The following is a 17,028-nucleotide window of genomic DNA, read 5'->3' on the forward strand; positions in this document are numbered from 1 at the left end:
ACCCCTTCGGCACCGACCCGCCCCCTCAACCCACCTCCCCTGAGCAGGCCGCCTTCCTCCACCGCACTTCCCCGCCCGGACGTAACCTGTGGACCAAGCGGATGAATTGGCGATAACATCGCCGTATGGCGATGAGTGCACTAGGCGTGGTCGACGAGGCGGGGGCGTTGGCTGCGGCGGCTTGTTTGTTTCGGGGGTTTGGGGATGGGTCGCGGTTGGCGATCGTGCGGCAGCTGGCGTTGGGTGAGCATCGGGTGGTGGAGCTGACCGAGCATCTGGGGCTGGCGCAGTCGACTGTGTCGAAGCATCTGGCGTGTCTGCGGGACTGTGGGTTGGTGGAGTCGCGGCCGCAGGGGCGGGCCTCGTTGTTCAGTCTCGCGCACCCGGAGGCGACGCTCGAGCTGCTGACGGCCGCGGAGCGCCTGCTCGGCCTGACGGGTGACGCCGTTGCGCTCTGCCCGGTCTACGGAACCGCCAGCCAGGGAGGCGACAGGTGAGCGAACCGCTGGAGATCACCTCACCACCAGGCACCTGGACCACCGATCCGGAGCGACGGCGGAGGTTGAGTCGCCGGGCGCAGTTGCTGGCGGGAGCCTCGGTTGCCTACAACATCGTCGAGGCTGTCGTCGCCATCTCGGCCGGTGCCGCGGCGGGGTCGGTTGCGCTGGTTGGGTTCGGGCTGGACTCCGTTGTGGAGGTGTCCAGCGGGCTGATCATTCTGTGGCAGTTCCGGCACCGGCTGCCTGAGACGCGGGAGCGGCAGGCGCTGCGGCTGCTCGCGTTCTCGTTCTTCGGGCTGGCTGCCTACGTGACGTTCGAGTCGGTGCGGTCACTCATTGGCGGCGGTCACCCGGACACCTCCCCGGTCGGCATCGGGATCGCGGTCGCGTCCCTGATCGTGATGCCGTTCCTGTCCTGGGCCCAGCGCCGTACGGGCAAGGCCCTCGGGTCGAACGCGGTGGTTGCTGACGGCACCCAAACGCTGCTGTGCACCTATCTGTCGGCGGTCCTGCTCGCGGGTCTGCTGCTGAACGCGACCCTCGGCTGGTCCTGGGCCGACCCGATCGCCGGCCTGGTGATCGCCGCCGTCGCCGTCCGCGAAGGCCTGGAAGCGTGGCGCGGTGAGGGGTGCTGCGCCCCGGCTTCAGCCAGCGGAGGCGGATGCACCGACGACTGCTGCGCCGACTGAATCCATGGCCCGGAAAGGCTTGTCCGCCTGGCGGTTCATCGTCGCGTTCGGGGTCGTCAGTCTGTTGATGGACTTCGTGTACGAGGGCGCCCGATCGATCACCGGTCCGCTCCTGGCCGCGCTCGGTGCGTCGGGCGCCGTCGTCGGGATCGTCACCGGAGTCGGTGAGGCGGCAGCGTTCGGGCTGCGTCTCGTGTCCGGTCCGCTCGCCGACCGCACGCAGCGGTTCTGGACGTGGACGATCCTCGGGTACGTCGTGACCGCTGTCGCGGTGCCGTTCCTCGGCCTCGCCGGAGCATTGTGGGTGGCCTCGGCGCTGGTGATCGCCGAACGGGTCGGCAAGGCCGTCCGCTCCCCCGCCAAGGACACCCTCGTCTCACATGCGACCGCCGTCACGGGTCGCGGCAAGGGATTCGCGGTTCACGAGGCGATGGACCAGGTCGGCGCCGTCGTCGGCCCGCTGACCGTCGCGGGCATCCTCGCCGTGACGGGCGACAACTACGCCCCGGCGCTCGGCGTACTCGCCATCCCCGGCGCGGCCGCGATCGCGTTGCTGCTCTGGCTACGCGCACGGGTCCCCGATCCCGCCCGCTACGAGCCGCCGGCCGGCGACGCCGCCGTACCCGATGAATTCGGTCGGCTGCCGCGGGCGTTCTGGGTGTACGCCGCCTTCACCGCCGCGACGATGTCCGGCTTCGCGACATTCGGCGTACTGTCGTTCCACCTGGTGCGCGAGAACCTCCTGCCCGTCGCCGCCGTACCTGTCGTGTACGCCGCGGCCATGGGCGTCGACGCGCTCGCGGCACTCGCGACAGGCTGGCTCTACGACCGGACCGGGGCCAAGACGCTCGCCGTACTGCCACTCCTCGCGGCCGCCACTCCCCTGCTCGCGTTCGCCCGCACCGCGTGGATCGCCGTCGCCGGGGCGCTGTTGTGGGGCGCAGCGGTCGGAGTCCAGGAATCCACGCTGCGCGCCACGGTCGCGGACCTCGTCCCGGTCGGCCGCCGCGCCACGGCGTACGGCGTCTTCGCCGGGATCATGGGCGCGGCCACCCTCGTCGGCGGCGCCCTGACCGGCGTGCTCTACGACGTCTCCGTGCCCGTCCTCGTCACCACCGTCATCGCGATCCAGGCGGTCGCCCTCGCGCTGCTCGTGATCACCCGAGTCCGCTCCGGTAGCTCCAGAAGCGTTGCGTGATCAGTGCCAGGACGACGACGTACCAGCTCGTGAGTACGACGGCGTGGTACTTCGCCTTCCGCAGGTTGTACTGCGTGACGTACCAGAAGATCGGGATCGTCACGGCCCAGACGACCAGGCAGTACGGGCAGAGCGCGCCGATGCGGTACAGGCTCTGGAAGATCAGCCAATGGACGAAGACCGCGCCGAACGTGACCCCGATCTGAAGACCGATCCAGAACCAGCGGGCGAGAACGGCGCCGGCCAGGAGGGCGGCGCCGACCGTCGTCAGGATCGCGAAGCCAGCGATGCCGAGCAGCGGATTCGGGAAGCCGAACGCCTCGGCCTGCGGGGTCGACATGACCGAGCCACAGGACAGCACTGGGTTGATGCTGCAGGACGGGACGTACGTCGGGTCGCGCAGCAGCTGGATCTTCTCGACGGTCAGTACCATCGCCGCCGCCAGCCCGGCCGCGCCGCCGACCAGCAGCAACCAGGCCAACGGCCTACTCGCAGGCGCTCGACTCGCCGACGGCCTACTCGAGCGCGGCATCGATGCTCGCGGTCAGGTCGTCGACGGACTTCGGCTCGAGCTTGGTGCCGTTCAGGAAGAACGTCGGCGTACCGGTGACGCCCACTTCCTTGCCGTCGACAACATCCTTCCGGATCCGGTCGAGCGTCGCCGGATCGTTGTAGGCCTTGTCCCAGGCGGCCACGTCCAGCCCGAGCGCCTCGGCGTACGAACGGAAGCGCGCGTCGGCCGGCATCTGCTGCTCGGCCCACTCCGTCTGGGTCTCGTACATCTTCTGGTACATCGCCTCGAACTTGCCCTGCCCGGCCGCCGCCTCGGCCGCCCGGGCCGCGCGTTCGGCGTTGAAGTGGCTCGGGATCGGGAAGTACCGCACCACGAACGTGACCTTCCCGGCGTAGTCCTTGCGCAGCTTCTCTACCGCCGGGTACGCCGCCCCACACGCCTCGCACTCGAAGTCGAGGAACTCGACGAACGTGACCTTCCCGTCGGCGGCCGTGCCGAGCCGGTGGCTGTCCGCGCGGACGACCCGGTCCGGCGCCGCCGCGGGCGTGTCGTCGGTGGTTCGGTTGCTGGTGGCAATCAGTACGGCGACCACGACGGCGAAGGCTGCCGCGATGCCGATCGAGATTCTGGCGTTGGTAGACATGGTTCTCCTCTGGATTCGGGTACGACGAAGCGGTGGCGGGCTCGGGCGAGCTGCCACTCAGGACGTACGCCGGATCACGTCCGCAGGACGCAGAGGCTCGTCAGCGAAGGGGTCGTGGGCCGCGGCGGATCGGTCGCGCCGCGGCGGAGCGTCGTAGGCCAGAGATCGCCGACGGCGTACGCCAACGGCCGTACGGCGAACGCGAGCAGCAGCCCGCCGAAGAGGAACACGACGAACAGGTGCGCGTGATAGTCCTCGTCCGGCACCACCGACGGTATGTCGTTAAGGTCGACGTGCAACGGCCCGACGAGATCCGTCGCAACCGCGACCGGCCGGGCAGCACCCACCGGTTCCGAGGCGGAACTGTGGAACGCGGACAGGGCGACGAGCGCGCCGAGCAACGCGAGCCCTCGCACCACGAGCCGCAGCCACGCCCCAGATCGCTCCATAACAGCGCCCAGCCTAGCCAAACGCGGTTTGTGTCGGAGGCGGCACCTACAGTGCGGGCATGACTTCCACCAGGCACGACGGCGACTCGTGGGACCTCGCCTCCAGCGTCGGTACGACGGCCACCATGTCGGCGGCGGCACGCGCGGTCGCGAGTCGTACCGAGCCGCGGTTGTTCGACGATCCGTTCGCCGGGCCGCTCGTGCGGGCCGTCGGCGTCGACCACATCATCCAGCTGGCGAACGGCGACGTACCGATCGATCAGCTCTGGATCGACATCGCGAAGATCCGGACGAGGTTCTACGACGAGTACTTCCTCGCCGCGACCGGCTCTGGCATCACTCAGGTGGTGATCCTCGCGTCCGGCCTGGACTCGCGCGCGTACCGCCTGCCCTGGCCGGCCGGCACGGTCGTCTACGAGGTCGATCAGCCGGAAGTCATCGACTTCAAAACCCAAACCCTCGGCAGTCTCGGGGCCGCTCCCACCGCCGTACGACGCCCGGTGGCCGCCGACCTCCGCGACGACTGGCCCGCCGCCCTGCGCGCCGCCGGCTTCGATCCCGCCCAACCAACCGCCTGGAGCGCCGAGGGCCTGCTCGGCTATCTACCCGCCGAGGCCCAGGACCGCCTCCTCGACACCATCACCGACCTCAGCGCCCCAACCAGCCGCATCGCCACCGAAAGCAAACCCACGCCGACCGCGGCCGAAGAAGCCACCACCAAACAAGGCCTCCAAGCCCTCGCCGACAAACTCGGCACCTCGAACGACACCTCCACCCTCCGCTACTACGGCCCCCGCAACGAAGCAGCCCCCTACCTCACCGCAGCCGGCTGGACCCTGACCACAACCACCATCGAATCCCTCCTGACCACCCACAACCTCAACCCCGCCGACCCGATGAACATGGGCCCGACGCAGTACGTCACCGGCGTACTCCCGTAGAACCACGTAGGTTGGACTGGTGTGCCGGGAGGTCTGGTCGGTGGCGTCCGTGTCCACGACACCCACCATCACGACACCCACCATCACAACACCCACCATCACAACACCCACCATCACAACGCCGGCCGTCACGACGCCTGCGGTTTCCACGCCGGCGGTCAGCACACCGACCGAGGTGCCGCCGGCCGCGCCGGTCCGGACTGCTGCCGAACTCAAGAAGGCGTTGCTGGCGTTGAGCGACCTGCTGTCCGGCTTCTCGGTGGAGGCCGACGGCGGCGCCGACGGGCCGCAGGTCGTCCTGTCCTCGAAGGACTCGCGCTGCGCCAAGCTCGTCGCGTACTCCAACGCCGACAACCCTCCCGGATCCAAGGCCGCTGCCGGCCTGTCGTACTCCGGGGGCTCCGAAGGTCCGTTCATCGACGAGAGCCTCGACGCGATGGGATCGGCGGCAGCGGTCCGCGCACTTCAAACTTCTTTCAGGAACGCCGTCGTCAGCTGCCGCTCGATGACCCTGAAGATCCCGGGCCAGGGCAGCTCCCCGATCAGCGTCCGCCAGGTGTCCGCCCCGCAGGCCGGTACCGACCCGGTCGCCGTCCGCTTCACCGCGACCTCCGGACCGCTGCAAGGACTCGAGGTCACGATGATCACCACCGGCATCAACGACGTCGCACTCTCCCTCACCATCGTCGCCGGTACCCCGGACGACATCGACGGCGCGACCGAAACCGCGGTGGACAAGGCCAAGGCCACCCTCAAGCCGGAGCCGGGCGCCTGACAAATTCAGCGGACAGGACCGTGCCGGGAGGGTAGCGTCACGGGATCATGGAGCCGTCCGAAGTCACGCGAGCGATTGCCACCGCCACCTCGATCGCCACGTCGCTCGGTCTGCGGGCCGACAACGGAACAGTCCTCCACAACTCGAACAAACTCGCCGTACGGCTGACGCCGTGCGACGCCTTCGCCCGGGTCGCGCCGGTCGGGGAAGAGGTCGCGGAGTTCGAGATCGAGCTCGCGCAACGCCTCGCCGAGGTCGGATCACCGGTTGCCGCCTTGGACCCGCGGGTGGAGCCGCGGGTCTATGTCCGCGACGGCTTCGCGGTGACGTTCTGGACGTACTACGAACCGGCGGCCGACCTCTCCCCGGCCGAGTACGCCGACGCGCTCGCACGGCTCCACGCCGGCATGCGCAAGGTCGATCTACCGAGCACGCGCTTCACCGACCGCATCGACGCAGCCCAGGCAATCGTCAGCGACCCAGCCGTCTCGCCGGACCTCCCCGACGTCGAGCGCAGCTTCCTCAGCGCCAGACTGGAGTCCCTCCGCCAGGCGGTCGAGAACCACGACGAGCAACTACTCCACGGCGAGCCCCACCCGGGCAACCTGCTCAGCACCCGCGAAGGCCCCCTGTTCATCGACTTCGAGACCTGCTGCCGCGGTCCCATCGAGTTCGACCTGGCCCACGTACCCGAGGCCGTCTGCGACCACTACCCGAACCTGAACGAGGACCTGCTCGCCACCTGCCGCGAACTCGTCCTCGCCCTGGTCACCGCCTGGCGCTGGGACCGCGCCGACCAGTTCCCCCACGGCCGAGAGTTCGGCGAAGAGTTCCTCCGCGCCCTCCACACAGGCCCACCCTGGCCAACCCTCGACGCCATGGCCAAGCGCGTCCCGTAATCAGTCGGGGAGGATTTCGCGTAGGAAGCAGGCGGTGGCCTGCATGGCGGCTTCGGCGTTCTGGGCTCGGAGGGCCTCGAGGAGTTGGCTGTGGTCGACGTAGTTGTCGTCGCGCAGTTCCGGGCCGATCACCGCGGCGACGCTGTCGCGGGTCAGGTCGGCGAACGCGACGTACAGCTCGCTGAGCAAGGGATTCTTCGCTGCGTCAACAACGGCGAGATGGAAGGCGACGTCGGCGTCGACGAACTCCCGGAGGTCCCCCGCGCGCCACGCCGCGTCGCGTGCCGCGCACGCGCGTTCGAGCACATTCATGTCGTCGGACGTACGCCGGGACGCCGCCAGCCGGGCCGCCTCCGTCTCGTAGGCACGACGTACCTCGATCACCGAACGCAACTCGGCCGCGGCCACCCGCCGGCGCATCACCGCGGGCAGTTCGCTGGGCGCCCGTACGTAGGTCCCGTCGCCCTGGCGGGCCTCCAGTACGCCGGAATGCGACAGCGCGCGGACCGCCTCGCGGACCGTGTTCCGGCCGACGCCGAGGGCGGCGACCAGCTCCGGCTCGGTCGGGATCCGGGCACCGATCGGCCACTCGTGCGTGCTGATCATCTGCTGCATCGAGGCGATCACCTGATCGACGAGCCCCGTCCGGCTCGGTGACGCGAGCGGCACGTGCTGAACACCTCCAAAAGACCGGGTCATCCAATCATCCCATGAATGCTAGACTGATTCCACCGACTCGCCCGAAGACAGGTGGCCCCGACCCGCGACGGCCGCCGTGGAAGGAGCATCGCCGCATGAACGGCCCGTCCTCGACCCTGCACCGACCCGTTCCCGAGCGACGCCGCTGGACCTGGCTCTTCCGCCCCAATCCTCTCCGCCGCCGGACCGACAAGGTCCAGGCCGGAGTCCTCGCACTCTGCGCACTGGCGGCCGCAGCCGCCGTTCCGCTGATCACCCTGCTGGCCCTGCACGTCCACCGCACCACGGCCGACGACCTGCATGCCGCCCAGCAAGGCGCTACGCAGACGACCGCGACGACGACCGGCGTCGGCCAGTCCCCGCTCGGCTCCTCCGGCCCGATCTCGACCACCGTCGCGGCGCCGGCCCGCTGGACCACCACGTCGGGCGACCTCCGCACCGGGATGATCCAGGTTCCGGCGGACACCCCGGCCGGCACCGACGAGGCGATCACCATCGGCGCCGACGGCCGCTACCTGCCGACGGGCTCGACCCATGGCAACACCGTCGTGATCCCGATCGTCTTCGGCGCGACCATGCTGGCCGTCTCCTTGCTCACCTGCACGCTCGTGTACGGCGGCATCACCGGGCTGCTGGAGCGCCGGCGCGCGGCGGCGTGGGGCAGTGCGTGGGAAGAGTTCGCCCGTACGTCTGCTCACTAAACCAGTATTGCCGCGGGCGCCTGGCGAATAGGCTCGCGGTCATGACCGAGGGCGACTGGAGGGACGGCGGGTTCAGGCAGCGCCGCCCCTCCGCGCAGACGCTCGGCTGGGTTGCGGCCTCGATGGGCCCGGGCAGTCGCGTCGTCGGGTATCGGCGAATGACCGGTGGTGTGTGCTCCGCCGTACATCGGCTGACTCTCGAGCGGCGTGGAGTGCGGACGTTCGTCGTACTGCGGCAGTACCCGGGTGGGCTCGGGCTGCAGGATCCGCTGGAGACGGAGATCGCCAACCTTGGTGTGGTGGCGGGTAGTGGGCTGCCGGTTCCGGAGATCCTGGCTGCTGATGTTGCCGGTACTGCGACCGGTGGCGCGCCGTCGTTGCTGATGACGCGGTTGCCGGGGCATGTCGAGCTCGATCCGGCGGAGCCGCGGGCGTGGCTGACGAGAATCGCGCAGACTGCTGTTCTGCTGCATTCGCTTGAGCTGCCGGCGAAGACGTTCAGGCCTTGGGTCGATTCGTGGATCGCGCCTCGCGACGGGTTTCGGGTGCCGGTCGACGCGCGGAAGCCGGCTGTGTGGGAGGCGGCGTTCGGGGTGATGGCGGGGCCGCCGCCTCAGGACCCTGATGTCTTTCTGCATTGCGATCTCTTGCCTGTCAACCTGCTGTGGTCGCGCGGGAGAATCACCGGGCTGACCGACTGGAACTCGATCCATCGCGGGTCGCGCGCGGTTGATGTCGGGCACTGCCGGCGGTACTTGGCGGCGCTGTACTCGACGGAGTGGGCGGAGGAGCTTCGGGCGTTGTACGAGTCGACTGCCGGCGTGACTCTCAATCCGTGGTGGGATCTGTATGCGTTGCTGCACTACGACGACAGCGGGGCGAAGTGGATCCGCGGGCAGGTCGCCGGGCGTCGTCCCGTTGACGTGCCCGGGATGACTTCCCGGGTTGAGCTCGCTGTGGAGGCGGCGCTGCGGCGGCTCGGATAAGACCCTAGTCGTCTGCGGCTTGGTAGGTCTCGTCGGTGACCGGCTCCAACCAGGTCGTCGGGTCGCCTTCGGCGGTCGCTTCCAGCATGGCGATGTGGCACATGAAGGTGTTCGCGGTGCCGCCGTGCCAGTGTTCCTCACCCGGCGGGGTCCAGACGGTGTCGCCGGCGCGCATACGGATGACCTTGCCGTCGCGGGTGCCGACGTACCCGATGCCTTCGGTGACGTGCAGGGTCTGGCCGAGGGCGTGGGAGTGCCAGTTGGTACGGGCGCCTGGCGTGAAGCGAACCAGCGCGGCGGTGAGGCGGGACGGATCGGTCGGGGTTTTGATCGACGTGACGTAGACGTCGCCGGTGAAGTTCTGGGCGGGTGCTTTGGCGGTGTCGCTGAAGGGGACGAGTTCCATTGGTGGGTTCCTATCGTTGGGTGGATGCTTCGTTGCCGATCACGAGCCAAGGCAACCGCTGTTCGGGACGAACTACCAGGCCACGTTGTTCCAGGTAATGGGAGAACCCCCTTCCCGACGTACGCCGCCATCCGACGAGCCTCCACGTCCACCCACCGGCGCCGGCCAAGCCGTCAACCGTCCGCATCTACACACCCACGGATGTCCGCCAAGCAGCCACCCACCATTACCTAGGCACTCCCCACGGGCGCTCACCAACCGGTCCGCCGTCACCACCTGCACCCTCACCCACAACCCCCGGCCAAGCAGACACCCCACCCACCTGCACGCGCACCCGCAGGCCTCACCGAGCTGCAACCCACCACCTGCACCCACCACGGCCCCCGGCCAGGCAGCGACCCCACCGCGGCCCACTCCACCTGCACCCTCACCCACGGATGCCTGTTAGGCAGTCACCCCGCCACCACCTCCGCACCCACCACGGACACCCACCTAGCACTCACCCGCGAGCGGAGCGAGCAGATCGCGGGCGCCAGCCCGCAACACGCCCGCGGCAGCGGGCACCACGCCGGCGCAGCCGGCAACACCCCGGCAGGAGCCGGAAGCGCCCCGCGCTAGCCGGGAACACCCCGGCGGGAGCCGAAGCGGCTCCGGCGCAAGCCGGAAGCACCCGGCGCTAGCCGGAAGAGGGCGCCGGCGGTAGCCGGAGGGTGGGTGGGTACCGCGCGGAGCGGGTGCGGGAGGGAGCGGCGCGACCGGAGCGCCTGCGGAGCACGCGAGGGGCTGCCAGCGGTCGTACGCGAGCACGCCGCGGCCCGTCGTACGTGGGGATGCTGATGCCCGTCGTACGTGCGGGCTACTTCGTGTCCTTTGCGATGGTGCCTTGTTTCATGATCAGGGCGAAGGAGGTTTCGGGTGTTGCGAGGAGTTGGAGGTTTTCGAGGGGGTTGCCGTTGACGAGGAGTAGGTCGGCGAGGGCGCCTTCTTCTACTACGCCGAGGGTGCCGGGGTACGGGTTTCGTTCGCCGGACAGTGCCAGCAGCTCGGCGTTGGTGACAGTTGCCATGGTCAACACCTCGGCGGGCGTGAACCACCGCGTCATCTTCGCGAGCTGCTTCCCCTGCTTGGCCGCCAACCCAGGGTCGAACAACGTATCCGTCCCCCACGCAAGCCGTACGTCGTGCTTCCGCGCCAGCTCGTACGCCGTGTCCGTCCCGCGCGCCATCTGGTCGAACTTCGACTGGTTCCCGGGCGGTACGGGCGGCGCGTCCTCGTCGTCGAGGAACGGCTGCAGCGACCACCAAACCCCGTTCTCCGCCATCAAGGCAGCGGTCGCATCGTCCAGCAGCTGCCCATGCTCGATGCACTTCACCCCGGCCCGGATCGACTGCTGTACGGCGCGCGGCGTATACGCATGCACCATCACATACGTCCCCCAGTTCTCCGCCGCCTCAACCGCCGCCCGCAGTTCCTCCTCGGTGTACTGCGTGACATCCAACGGATCGTACGGCGAAGCCACACCCCCGCCGGCCATCAACTTCAACTGCGACGCCCCGAGCATCAACTGCTCCCGAGCCGCCTCAAAAACTGCGCTGACACCGTCAGCGATCCGCACCGCCCCCACCAACTCGGCGTGACTCAGATGCCCGGTCCGCCCCCGTGGAACCTCATGCCGGGTCCGAAAATCCCCGTGCCCACCGGTCTGCGAGATCATCGCCCCGGACGGGTAGATCCGCGGCCCAGGCACCAGCCCCGCGTCGATCGCCTGCTTCAGCCCGAGCGAAGGACCCCCGGCATCCCGCACCGTGGTAAACCCTCGAAGCAACGTCTCCCGCGCGGTAGCAGCCGCGACGATGTGCAGGTACCCGACGTCCCCCATCATCGCGGTCATCAACGGCACCGCCGCGAACAGCGAATGCCAATGCGCGTCGATCAGCCCCGGCATGAGCGTCCGCCGCTCCCCCGGTACGACGCGTGCCCCGGGCGGCTCGGACACCGTCTGCGCGATCTCGGCGATGACCCCGTCCTGGACCACCACCTGGACCGGGTCGCCGAGGCTCCCGCGGCGTACATCCAGGACACGCACGTCACGAAAAACGGTCGGCTCGGTCACTCCCGCAGCGTACGGCGGCGCGCCACGGAACTGCTCACCCGATCTGGAGGAGGAAACCGCGGCCCGGAGCGGTCACGCTCCAGGTGACGCCGGAGGCAGTCCATGGAGGACACACACAAGGTCAGGACCGTGCTGGCGGTCGTGCTGATCGTGGCCGGCTGCCTCCTCGCGCCGGTCGCCGTCACCGCGGCCTGGGCGCGCACCCACGTGACGGACACCCAGCGGTACGTCGACACCGTCGCGCCCCTGGCCGCCGATTCCGACGTACGGAACGCGGTCGCCGACCAGGTCACGGCGGTGATCCTGCGCAACCTGCCGGACCGGATCGCGAACACGGCCCAGAGCGTCGTCCGCGGCCAGGTCGGTCAACTGGTCGAGAGCGACACGTTCCAGAGCCTCTGGCGCAACGCCAATCAGGTCGCGCACGGCCAACTGATCGATCTGCTCAACGGGCGTGGTCCGGCGAGCGTCAACGGCGACACGGTCAGCATCGAACTCGGCCCGTTCGTCGCGGCGGCACGGGACCGGCTGGTCGCCTCGGGTTTCACCGCCGCGCAGCGGATCCCGGATGTCCACCAAACGTTCGACGTCTTCTCGTCGCCGGATCTGCCCAAGGCACAACGGGCGTACCGCCTCCTCGACCGGTACGGCGCGATCCTGCCGTACATCGCCGGTGCCCTGCTCGTACTCGGGCCGGCCGTCGCCACGCGGCGTCGTCGTACGCTCGTCGGCACCGGCCTGGGCGTCGCCGCCTCGATGGTTGTCCTGGGCATCGTCTTGCTGATCGGCCGGCGGGTCGCCCCGGAGCGGCTGCCCGACGGGTTCCCGGCGACCGCGGTGTTCGATGTCGTGACGCGATCGCTGTGGACGACGCTCGTGGTGGTCCTCGTGGCCGGCGCGGTCGTGGCCGGCTCGGCAGTGGTCGCGACGCGGCTCAGTCGGCCGGGCCGAACGGCGGGATCTGCAGCACTTCCAGGATGTTGACGCCGAGCATGTCGAGGTGGTTCAGGATGCCGGCCAGCGCGGCCTGGTCGGCGAGGTCGCCGTGCAGCACGGTCTGCACCGGCTCGGACTCCACCGCCAGTGCCGGAAACGCGTCGGTGAGTTCGTGCGACAGCGCACCCTGCACCCGGATCACGTAGTGGCCCATGACAACGCCCCTTTCGTGCCCACTGTGCCCACGCCGCGGCCGCGGTGCATCACCCTTCCCGGGCGATACCCGGCGGCTCCCCCGGATCGTGGGAGGCGGGCGTACCGCGACGACGGCATGGTGGTGAGGTGGCAGACCACGCAGCGACCCGGCGCCGGGTACCGGGCGCCGTGGTTCGGGTTGCCCGGATCCTGGTCGTCGCCGTGGTCGCCTGGCTACTGCTCCGGTTGCTGCGGGCGATCGACTGGAGTCAGGTCGGGCACGCGGTCACGCACCTGAGCCCGTGGCAGATCGTCGTGATCCTGCTGGTCCTGCCGGTCCGGCGGTTCGTACTCGCGGCTCCGTTGGCGCTGTTCGTCACCGGTCTCAACGTCCCGCGCGCGATGGTCAACGACGTCGCGGCGGCCTCCGTGGCCACGATCGCGCCGTCGCCGGGCGATGTCGTCGTACGGCTGGCCATGCTCCGCTCGTGGGGTATCGACACGAAGGCGGCCGCGTCGGGGCTGACGCTCAGCACGGTGATGTTCTACATCGCGCGGCTGGCTGCGCCGGTGCTCGGGTTCGTCGTGTTCTGGGCGACGCGGACGTTCTACGCGCCGTTCGGCTGGGCGGCGCTCGTGTTCGGCGCGGGGGCTGCGGCGTTGCTGGCCGGATTGGTGTACGCCGTACGGGCGGAACGGACAGCCGCGGCACTGGGGCGGCTGCTCGGCACGGTGATACGAAAAGTGCGGCCGTCGGCCAAGGGGCCGGACGAATGGGCCGAGCGGCTCGTGGACTTCCAGGCGCACAGCGCAGGGCTGCTGAAGGCACAAGGGCGCTTGGCTGTGCTCAGCTTGGGCGCCCTGGTGGTGGTCGAGGCCGGCGTACTCGTCCTGTGCCTCGGGTTTGTCGGCGTACCGATGAGCGCCTCGACCGTCCTGCTGCTCGCTTGCACGTTCCTTGTCATCTACCCGTTCACGGGCTTGCCGCTGATGGGTGCGGGCGTGTTCGACGCGAGCTACGCGGCCTTCGTCTCGTCCCACAGCGAACTGGAGACGACGACGATGGTCGCTGGGCTGCTTGTCTGGCGGGTTGCGATCCAGGTCGTACCGGTCGTGGTCGGCCTGCTTGCGCTCGCGCGTTGGCGTCACGTGCAACGAAGGGCGACCAAGCATGCGGCGTAGCCTGCCTATCCTTGTCCTGGCAGCGACATTGCTCGTCACTGGCGTCGAGCCAGCCACAGCGACGTCACCGGACGACACGGCCGCCCAGCAGTTGGCCGCTCGCTACGCACCTGTCGTCAAACTGCAGGACAGCGCCGCCAACTGCTCCGAAGGCGAGCACTTCCGGCCCATCGACGTACAGTCCGTCCTCGGCAACCAACAGGTCGCCCTGCGCGGTCCGTGGCAGCCGCCTGACCTCATCAAGACTCAACCGCGGGGCCAGGACCTCGGTCTTGGGTACCCGGGCTACTTCCTTGACTTCCCGGGCGACCCCCTGCGCCCGGCCTGCGACTATGCCAACTGGTCAGCACAGCTCAATTCCCAGTACGCCGCGACCGTCTACGCGCACGTCACCGGCGACCCGAAGTACCCGGGCCAGCTCTCCCTGGAGTACTGGTTCTTCTACATCTTCAACGACTACAACAACACCCACGAAGGCGACTGGGAATCGATCCAGCTGATCTTCGACGCGCCGACTCCGGAGGCGGCGCTGAGCACGCACCCGGCCGCGGTCGGGTACAGCCAGCACGGCGGCGCCGAACGCGCGAAGTGGGGCGATGCCAAGCTAGAAATCGTCGACGGCACCCATCCGGTCGTCTACCCGGCGGCGGGGTCGCACGCCAACAAGTACGGGCAGCGCCTGTACCTCGGCCGCGGCTCGGAGGGTCTCGGCTGCGACGACACGACCCGTCCGGAGCCGGCGATCACCCCGAAGATCGCGTACGTACCGATGAACCGGGCCGACTATCTCGCGCAGTACCCGTGGTTGGGGTTCGAAGGCCGGTGGGGTGAGCGGCAGCGGTCGTTCTTCGACGGTCCGACCGGGCCGAACATGAAGGAGTCGTGGACGGCGCCGATCCAGGACGCCGAGGCGACCTGGCGCGACGACAGTACGGTCGTACCCGCCGGCGCACTGCTCGGTCCCAGCAGTACGGGCGTCTTCTGCGCCGCCGTCCGTACCGGGTCGAACCTGCTCCGCGAGACCCTCGACCGGACCTGGCTGCTCGGGCTGCTGCTCGTCCTGCTGATCGCCGCGGTGTGGTTCGCCGCGAGCCGGACCCGGTGGACCGACGCCGATCCGCTGCCCGCCAGGCGGCCGCGGGCGTGGGGTCAGGCGGTGGTGTCGGCGGTCCAGCTGTTCCGTCGGCGGCCCGGCCTGTTCGCCGGGTTCGGCGCCGCACTCGGCGTGCTGAGCCTGGTCACCGTCAGTCTCGCCCGGCTCGAGGCGGCTCGCCGGGACGCGCCCGCCGACCTCGGAGCCCCGACCCAGACTGCGACCGGCTTCTGGGCAACGCTCGTCGCGCTGGCGGTCACGCTGCTCACGATCGCGACGTACGTCGTCCTCCTCGCGGCCGTGATGCGAACGCTCGATCAACTCGATCGCGGCAAGCCGGTGACCACCACGGCGGCGATCCGCGACGTGATCCATCGGCCGCTGGCTCGGGCGGCCGCGCAGTACGTCGTCGTGCTGTTCGTGCTGACGATCTTCGTCGCGACGATCCCGCTCGCGGTGTACTACGCGGTCAGCCGGGCGTTCGTCGTACAGGTCCTGGTCGCCGAGCAGTGCCCCGGAGGTACGGCGCTCCGCCGCAGCCGGCGCCTGGTCGCACGCCGCTGGTGGCGGACCGCCGTACCGCTGACGCTGGTGGTCGGTGCCGGGCTCGCCGTCGGGCCGATCGCGGGCATCGTCCTGCTGCTCGCGACCGACTGGTCGCCGACGTTGATCAACGTGGTGTCGTCGATCCTGTTCGCGCTGGCGATGCCGATCGCCGCGGCGGCCGTCGCCTACCTGTACTTCGACCGCGCGACGCCACGGCCCTCCGCAGCGGATACGCCGGTCAGGACTGCAGCGCCTGGATGAGCTCTTCCTCGCGTTCGCGGGTCAGGTTGGTCTGCAGGATGGTCGGGCTGTACGGCTTCAGCGCCTCGATCACCCGGTCCACCGTGGCCGACCGCGCCAGCAGGAACACGGCCGCGTGGCCTTCCTGTAGTTCCTGGCCGATCTCCTTGATCAGCTGGTCGCTGACCCCGATGTCGGTGAGCTTGCCGCTGATCGCACCGGTGGCCGCGCCAACGACCATGCCCGCCAGCGGGTTCAGGAAGATCAGCCCGATCAAGGTCCCCCAGAGCGCGCCGCCGGCCGCTCCGGCCGCGGTCAGGTTCATGGTCTGCTGGATGCGGACCTTGCCCTTGGCATCCTTGTAGGCGATCGCCGCGTCCTCGCGCTGCAGCAGCTGCTGCTTGGCCAGCTCGTCCGTGAGCTGTACGACGCGTTCGGCGTCCTCACGGCTGTCCAGCCCGAGTACCACCAGGTGGGTCATTTCAGTTCCTTTCGTTGCTTTCGGGTTCGTGCCGTACGCGCGGCACCCGGGCGCCGATCCAGACCGCGACGACGACCAGCAGACCGATCCCGATCACCCAGCCCCACAGCCCCTCGGACACCGGCCCGAGCCGCCCGAGACCCATCCCGCCGGGGTTCTTCGCCTGCTGCAGCGCCACGACGTACGCGATGATGTCCCGCTTGTCCTCGGGCCGCATGACCTGATCGGAGAACACCGGCATCTGCTGCGGGCCGGTCAGCATCGCCTGGTAGATGTTCCGCGGCGACGTCGCCATCAGCGACGGCGCGTACTTCCCGTTCGGCAGTGCGCCACCGCTGCCGGCGAAGTTGTGGCAGGCCGTGCAGTTCGTGCGGAACAGCTCGCCGCCGCGGGTGATCTGCTCGTCGGTGGCCTTGCTGACGTCGTACGCCGATTCCGGCGGGATCGCCGGACCCGGCGCGAGCGAGGCGACGTACGCCGCCAGCGCCGCGATCTCGTCCTGCGTGTAGACGGGGGTCTTCTTCGGGATCTGCGCCCCGGGCTGCTGCGCCGGCATCCGGCCGGTGCTGACCTGGAAGTCGACGGCGGCCGCGCCGACGCCGATCAGCGAGGGCGCGGTGAACGTGCCGGTGCCGTTCGTACTGCCCTCGGCGTGCAGGCCGTGGCAGCTGGAGCAGCCGACCGCGAAGAGCTTCCGGCCCTGTTCGATCTGCTGGGACTGCGGGCCGTCCGCTCCGGCGGCGCCGTTCGGGACGAGTACGGCGTACGCCAGGCCGACGAGTATCAGCGCAGCGCCGATCACGGGCAGTCTCAGCCGGGACCTGAACCGGGCATCGCGCATC

General features: G+C 69.5%; 20 protein-coding genes. 11 read left to right on the forward strand and 9 right to left on the reverse strand.

Annotated elements, in window-relative coordinates:
* The first annotated feature begins 125 nt into the window (after positions 1–125).
* From ACQHIV_RS11230 to ACQHIV_RS11240, 3 genes are read left to right on the forward strand one after another with little or no spacing between them, the layout of a single operon-like run.
* On the forward strand, positions 126–497 hold the full coding sequence (locus ACQHIV_RS11230; RefSeq protein WP_427893434.1) for an ArsR/SmtB family transcription factor: 372 nt from the start codon (positions 126–128) through the stop codon (positions 495–497).
* Positions 494–1,189, forward strand: coding sequence for a cation diffusion facilitator family transporter (locus ACQHIV_RS11235; RefSeq protein WP_427893435.1), 696 nt, complete (start codon positions 494–496; stop codon positions 1,187–1,189). Before ACQHIV_RS11230 ends, ACQHIV_RS11235 begins: the two co-directional genes overlap by 4 nt.
* A gap of 4 nt (positions 1,190–1,193) precedes the next feature.
* Positions 1,194–2,387, forward strand: coding sequence for an MFS transporter (locus ACQHIV_RS11240; RefSeq protein ID WP_427893436.1), 1,194 nt, complete (start codon positions 1,194–1,196; stop codon positions 2,385–2,387).
* On the opposite strand, the gene ACQHIV_RS11245 is transcribed toward ACQHIV_RS11240, so the two are convergent.
* From ACQHIV_RS11245 to ACQHIV_RS11255, 3 genes are all read right to left on the reverse strand, one after another.
* Positions 2,347–2,868: a vitamin K epoxide reductase family protein gene (locus ACQHIV_RS11245; RefSeq protein WP_427893437.1), complete on the reverse strand. Its 522-nt coding sequence runs from the start codon at positions 2,866–2,868 to the stop codon at positions 2,347–2,349. The genes ACQHIV_RS11240 and ACQHIV_RS11245 overlap by 41 nt on opposite strands.
* A gap of 34 nt (positions 2,869–2,902) precedes the next feature.
* Positions 2,903–3,544: a DsbA family protein gene (locus tag ACQHIV_RS11250; protein ID WP_427893438.1), complete on the reverse strand. Its 642-nt coding sequence runs from the start codon at positions 3,542–3,544 to the stop codon at positions 2,903–2,905.
* Between the two features lie 74 nt (positions 3,545–3,618).
* On the reverse strand, positions 3,619–3,993 hold the full coding sequence (locus tag ACQHIV_RS11255) for a hypothetical protein (RefSeq protein WP_427893439.1): 375 nt from the start codon (positions 3,991–3,993) through the stop codon (positions 3,619–3,621).
* Between the two features lie 59 nt (positions 3,994–4,052).
* On the opposite strand from ACQHIV_RS11255, the gene ACQHIV_RS11260 reads away from it, so the two are divergent.
* From ACQHIV_RS11260 to ACQHIV_RS11270, 3 genes are read left to right on the forward strand one after another with little or no spacing between them, the layout of a single operon-like run.
* Positions 4,053–4,934, forward strand: a complete 882-nt coding sequence (locus tag ACQHIV_RS11260; protein ID WP_427893440.1) for a class I SAM-dependent methyltransferase — start codon at positions 4,053–4,055, stop codon at positions 4,932–4,934.
* Positions 4,935–4,983: 49 nt separating this feature from the next.
* Positions 4,984–5,709 (forward strand): hypothetical protein, encoded by a 726-nt coding sequence (locus ACQHIV_RS11265; RefSeq protein WP_427893441.1) that lies wholly within the window; start codon positions 4,984–4,986, stop codon positions 5,707–5,709.
* Positions 5,710–5,756: 47 nt separating this feature from the next.
* On the forward strand, positions 5,757–6,608 hold the full coding sequence (locus ACQHIV_RS11270) for a phosphotransferase (RefSeq protein WP_427893442.1): 852 nt from the start codon (positions 5,757–5,759) through the stop codon (positions 6,606–6,608).
* On the opposite strand, the gene ACQHIV_RS11275 is transcribed toward ACQHIV_RS11270, so the two are convergent.
* Positions 6,609–7,277 (reverse strand): FadR/GntR family transcriptional regulator, encoded by a 669-nt coding sequence (locus tag ACQHIV_RS11275; RefSeq protein ID WP_427893443.1) that lies wholly within the window; start codon positions 7,275–7,277, stop codon positions 6,609–6,611.
* A gap of 125 nt (positions 7,278–7,402) precedes the next feature.
* Here ACQHIV_RS11275 and ACQHIV_RS11280 point away from each other — a divergent pair, with 125 nt between their 5' ends.
* Both ACQHIV_RS11280 and ACQHIV_RS11285 read left to right on the forward strand, forming a co-directional pair.
* Positions 7,403–8,008 (forward strand): Rv1733c family protein, encoded by a 606-nt coding sequence (locus tag ACQHIV_RS11280; protein WP_427893444.1) that lies wholly within the window; start codon positions 7,403–7,405, stop codon positions 8,006–8,008.
* Between the two features lie 41 nt (positions 8,009–8,049).
* The gene (locus tag ACQHIV_RS11285; protein ID WP_427893445.1) at positions 8,050–8,994 is read left to right on the forward strand and encodes a phosphotransferase family protein; all 945 of its coding nucleotides are present in this window, start codon (positions 8,050–8,052) and stop codon (positions 8,992–8,994) included.
* Positions 8,995–8,998: 4 nt separating this feature from the next.
* Here ACQHIV_RS11285 and ACQHIV_RS11290 read toward each other — a convergent pair whose 3' ends face one another.
* Together ACQHIV_RS11290 and ACQHIV_RS11295 are read right to left on the reverse strand one after the other, a co-directional pair.
* Positions 8,999–9,400, reverse strand: coding sequence for a (R)-mandelonitrile lyase (locus ACQHIV_RS11290; protein WP_427893446.1), 402 nt, complete (start codon positions 9,398–9,400; stop codon positions 8,999–9,001).
* Positions 9,401–10,256: 856 nt separating this feature from the next.
* On the reverse strand, positions 10,257–11,513 hold the full coding sequence (locus tag ACQHIV_RS11295) for an amidohydrolase family protein (protein WP_427893447.1): 1,257 nt from the start codon (positions 11,511–11,513) through the stop codon (positions 10,257–10,259).
* 102 nt (positions 11,514–11,615) lie between these two features.
* Between ACQHIV_RS11295 and ACQHIV_RS11300 the strand changes: the two genes are divergently transcribed.
* Entirely contained in the window at positions 11,616–12,497 is an 882-nt protein-coding gene (locus ACQHIV_RS11300; RefSeq protein WP_427893448.1) for a hypothetical protein, read from the forward strand.
* On the opposite strand, the gene ACQHIV_RS11305 is transcribed toward ACQHIV_RS11300, so the two are convergent.
* On the reverse strand, positions 12,448–12,663 hold the full coding sequence (locus ACQHIV_RS11305) for a hypothetical protein (RefSeq protein ID WP_344195980.1): 216 nt from the start codon (positions 12,661–12,663) through the stop codon (positions 12,448–12,450). The two genes, ACQHIV_RS11300 and ACQHIV_RS11305, sit on opposite strands and share 50 nt — an antisense overlap.
* 128 nt (positions 12,664–12,791) lie before the next feature.
* Here ACQHIV_RS11305 and ACQHIV_RS11310 point away from each other — a divergent pair, with 128 nt between their 5' ends.
* Together ACQHIV_RS11310 and ACQHIV_RS11315 are read left to right on the forward strand one after the other, a co-directional pair.
* On the forward strand, positions 12,792–13,826 hold the full coding sequence (locus ACQHIV_RS11310) for a lysylphosphatidylglycerol synthase domain-containing protein (RefSeq protein WP_427893449.1): 1,035 nt from the start codon (positions 12,792–12,794) through the stop codon (positions 13,824–13,826).
* Positions 13,827–13,854: 28 nt separating this feature from the next.
* Positions 13,855–15,726, forward strand: coding sequence for a hypothetical protein (locus ACQHIV_RS11315; protein ID WP_427893450.1), 1,872 nt, complete (start codon positions 13,855–13,857; stop codon positions 15,724–15,726).
* Here the strand turns inward: ACQHIV_RS11315 and ACQHIV_RS11320 are convergent.
* On the reverse strand, positions 15,704–16,186 hold the full coding sequence (locus tag ACQHIV_RS11320) for a DUF1269 domain-containing protein (protein ID WP_344195986.1): 483 nt from the start codon (positions 16,184–16,186) through the stop codon (positions 15,704–15,706). The genes ACQHIV_RS11315 and ACQHIV_RS11320 overlap by 23 nt on opposite strands.
* Before the next feature lies 1 nt (position 16,187).
* Positions 16,188–17,027 (reverse strand): cytochrome c, encoded by an 840-nt coding sequence (locus ACQHIV_RS11325; RefSeq protein ID WP_427893451.1) that lies wholly within the window; start codon positions 17,025–17,027, stop codon positions 16,188–16,190.
* Position 17,028: the final 1 nt, after the last annotated feature.

This window comes from Kribbella polygonati (assembly GCF_050320105.1).
In the GTDB taxonomy this organism is placed as follows: Bacteria; Actinomycetota; Actinomycetes; order Propionibacteriales; family Kribbellaceae; genus Kribbella.

Bases quoted from the DNA above. Each gene is read 5' to 3' on its own strand.
- ACQHIV_RS11300 (WP_427893448.1), top strand. From the start codon at position 11,616: ATGGAGGACACACACAAGGTCAGGACCGTGCTGGCGGTCGTGCTGATC.
- ACQHIV_RS11250 (WP_427893438.1), bottom strand. From the start codon at position 3,544: ATGTCTACCAACGCCAGAATCTCGATCGGCATCGCGGCAGCCTTCGCC.
- ACQHIV_RS11320 (WP_344195986.1), bottom strand. From the start codon at position 16,186: ATGACCCACCTGGTGGTACTCGGGCTGGACAGCCGTGAGGACGCCGAA.
- ACQHIV_RS11230 (WP_427893434.1), top strand. From the start codon at position 126: ATGGCGATGAGTGCACTAGGCGTGGTCGACGAGGCGGGGGCGTTGGCT.
- ACQHIV_RS11290 (WP_427893446.1), bottom strand. From the start codon at position 9,400: ATGGAACTCGTCCCCTTCAGCGACACCGCCAAAGCACCCGCCCAGAAC.
- ACQHIV_RS11240 (WP_427893436.1), top strand. From the start codon at position 1,194: ATGGCCCGGAAAGGCTTGTCCGCCTGGCGGTTCATCGTCGCGTTCGGG.
- ACQHIV_RS11260 (WP_427893440.1), top strand. From the start codon at position 4,053: ATGACTTCCACCAGGCACGACGGCGACTCGTGGGACCTCGCCTCCAGC.
- ACQHIV_RS11280 (WP_427893444.1), top strand. From the start codon at position 7,403: ATGAACGGCCCGTCCTCGACCCTGCACCGACCCGTTCCCGAGCGACGC.
- ACQHIV_RS11285 (WP_427893445.1), top strand. From the start codon at position 8,050: ATGACCGAGGGCGACTGGAGGGACGGCGGGTTCAGGCAGCGCCGCCCC.
- ACQHIV_RS11305 (WP_344195980.1), bottom strand. From the start codon at position 12,663: ATGGGCCACTACGTGATCCGGGTGCAGGGTGCGCTGTCGCACGAACTC.
- ACQHIV_RS11270 (WP_427893442.1), top strand. From the start codon at position 5,757: ATGGAGCCGTCCGAAGTCACGCGAGCGATTGCCACCGCCACCTCGATC.
- ACQHIV_RS11325 (WP_427893451.1), bottom strand. From the start codon at position 17,027: ATGCGCGATGCCCGGTTCAGGTCCCGGCTGAGACTGCCCGTGATCGGC.
- ACQHIV_RS11255 (WP_427893439.1), bottom strand. From the start codon at position 3,993: ATGGAGCGATCTGGGGCGTGGCTGCGGCTCGTGGTGCGAGGGCTCGCG.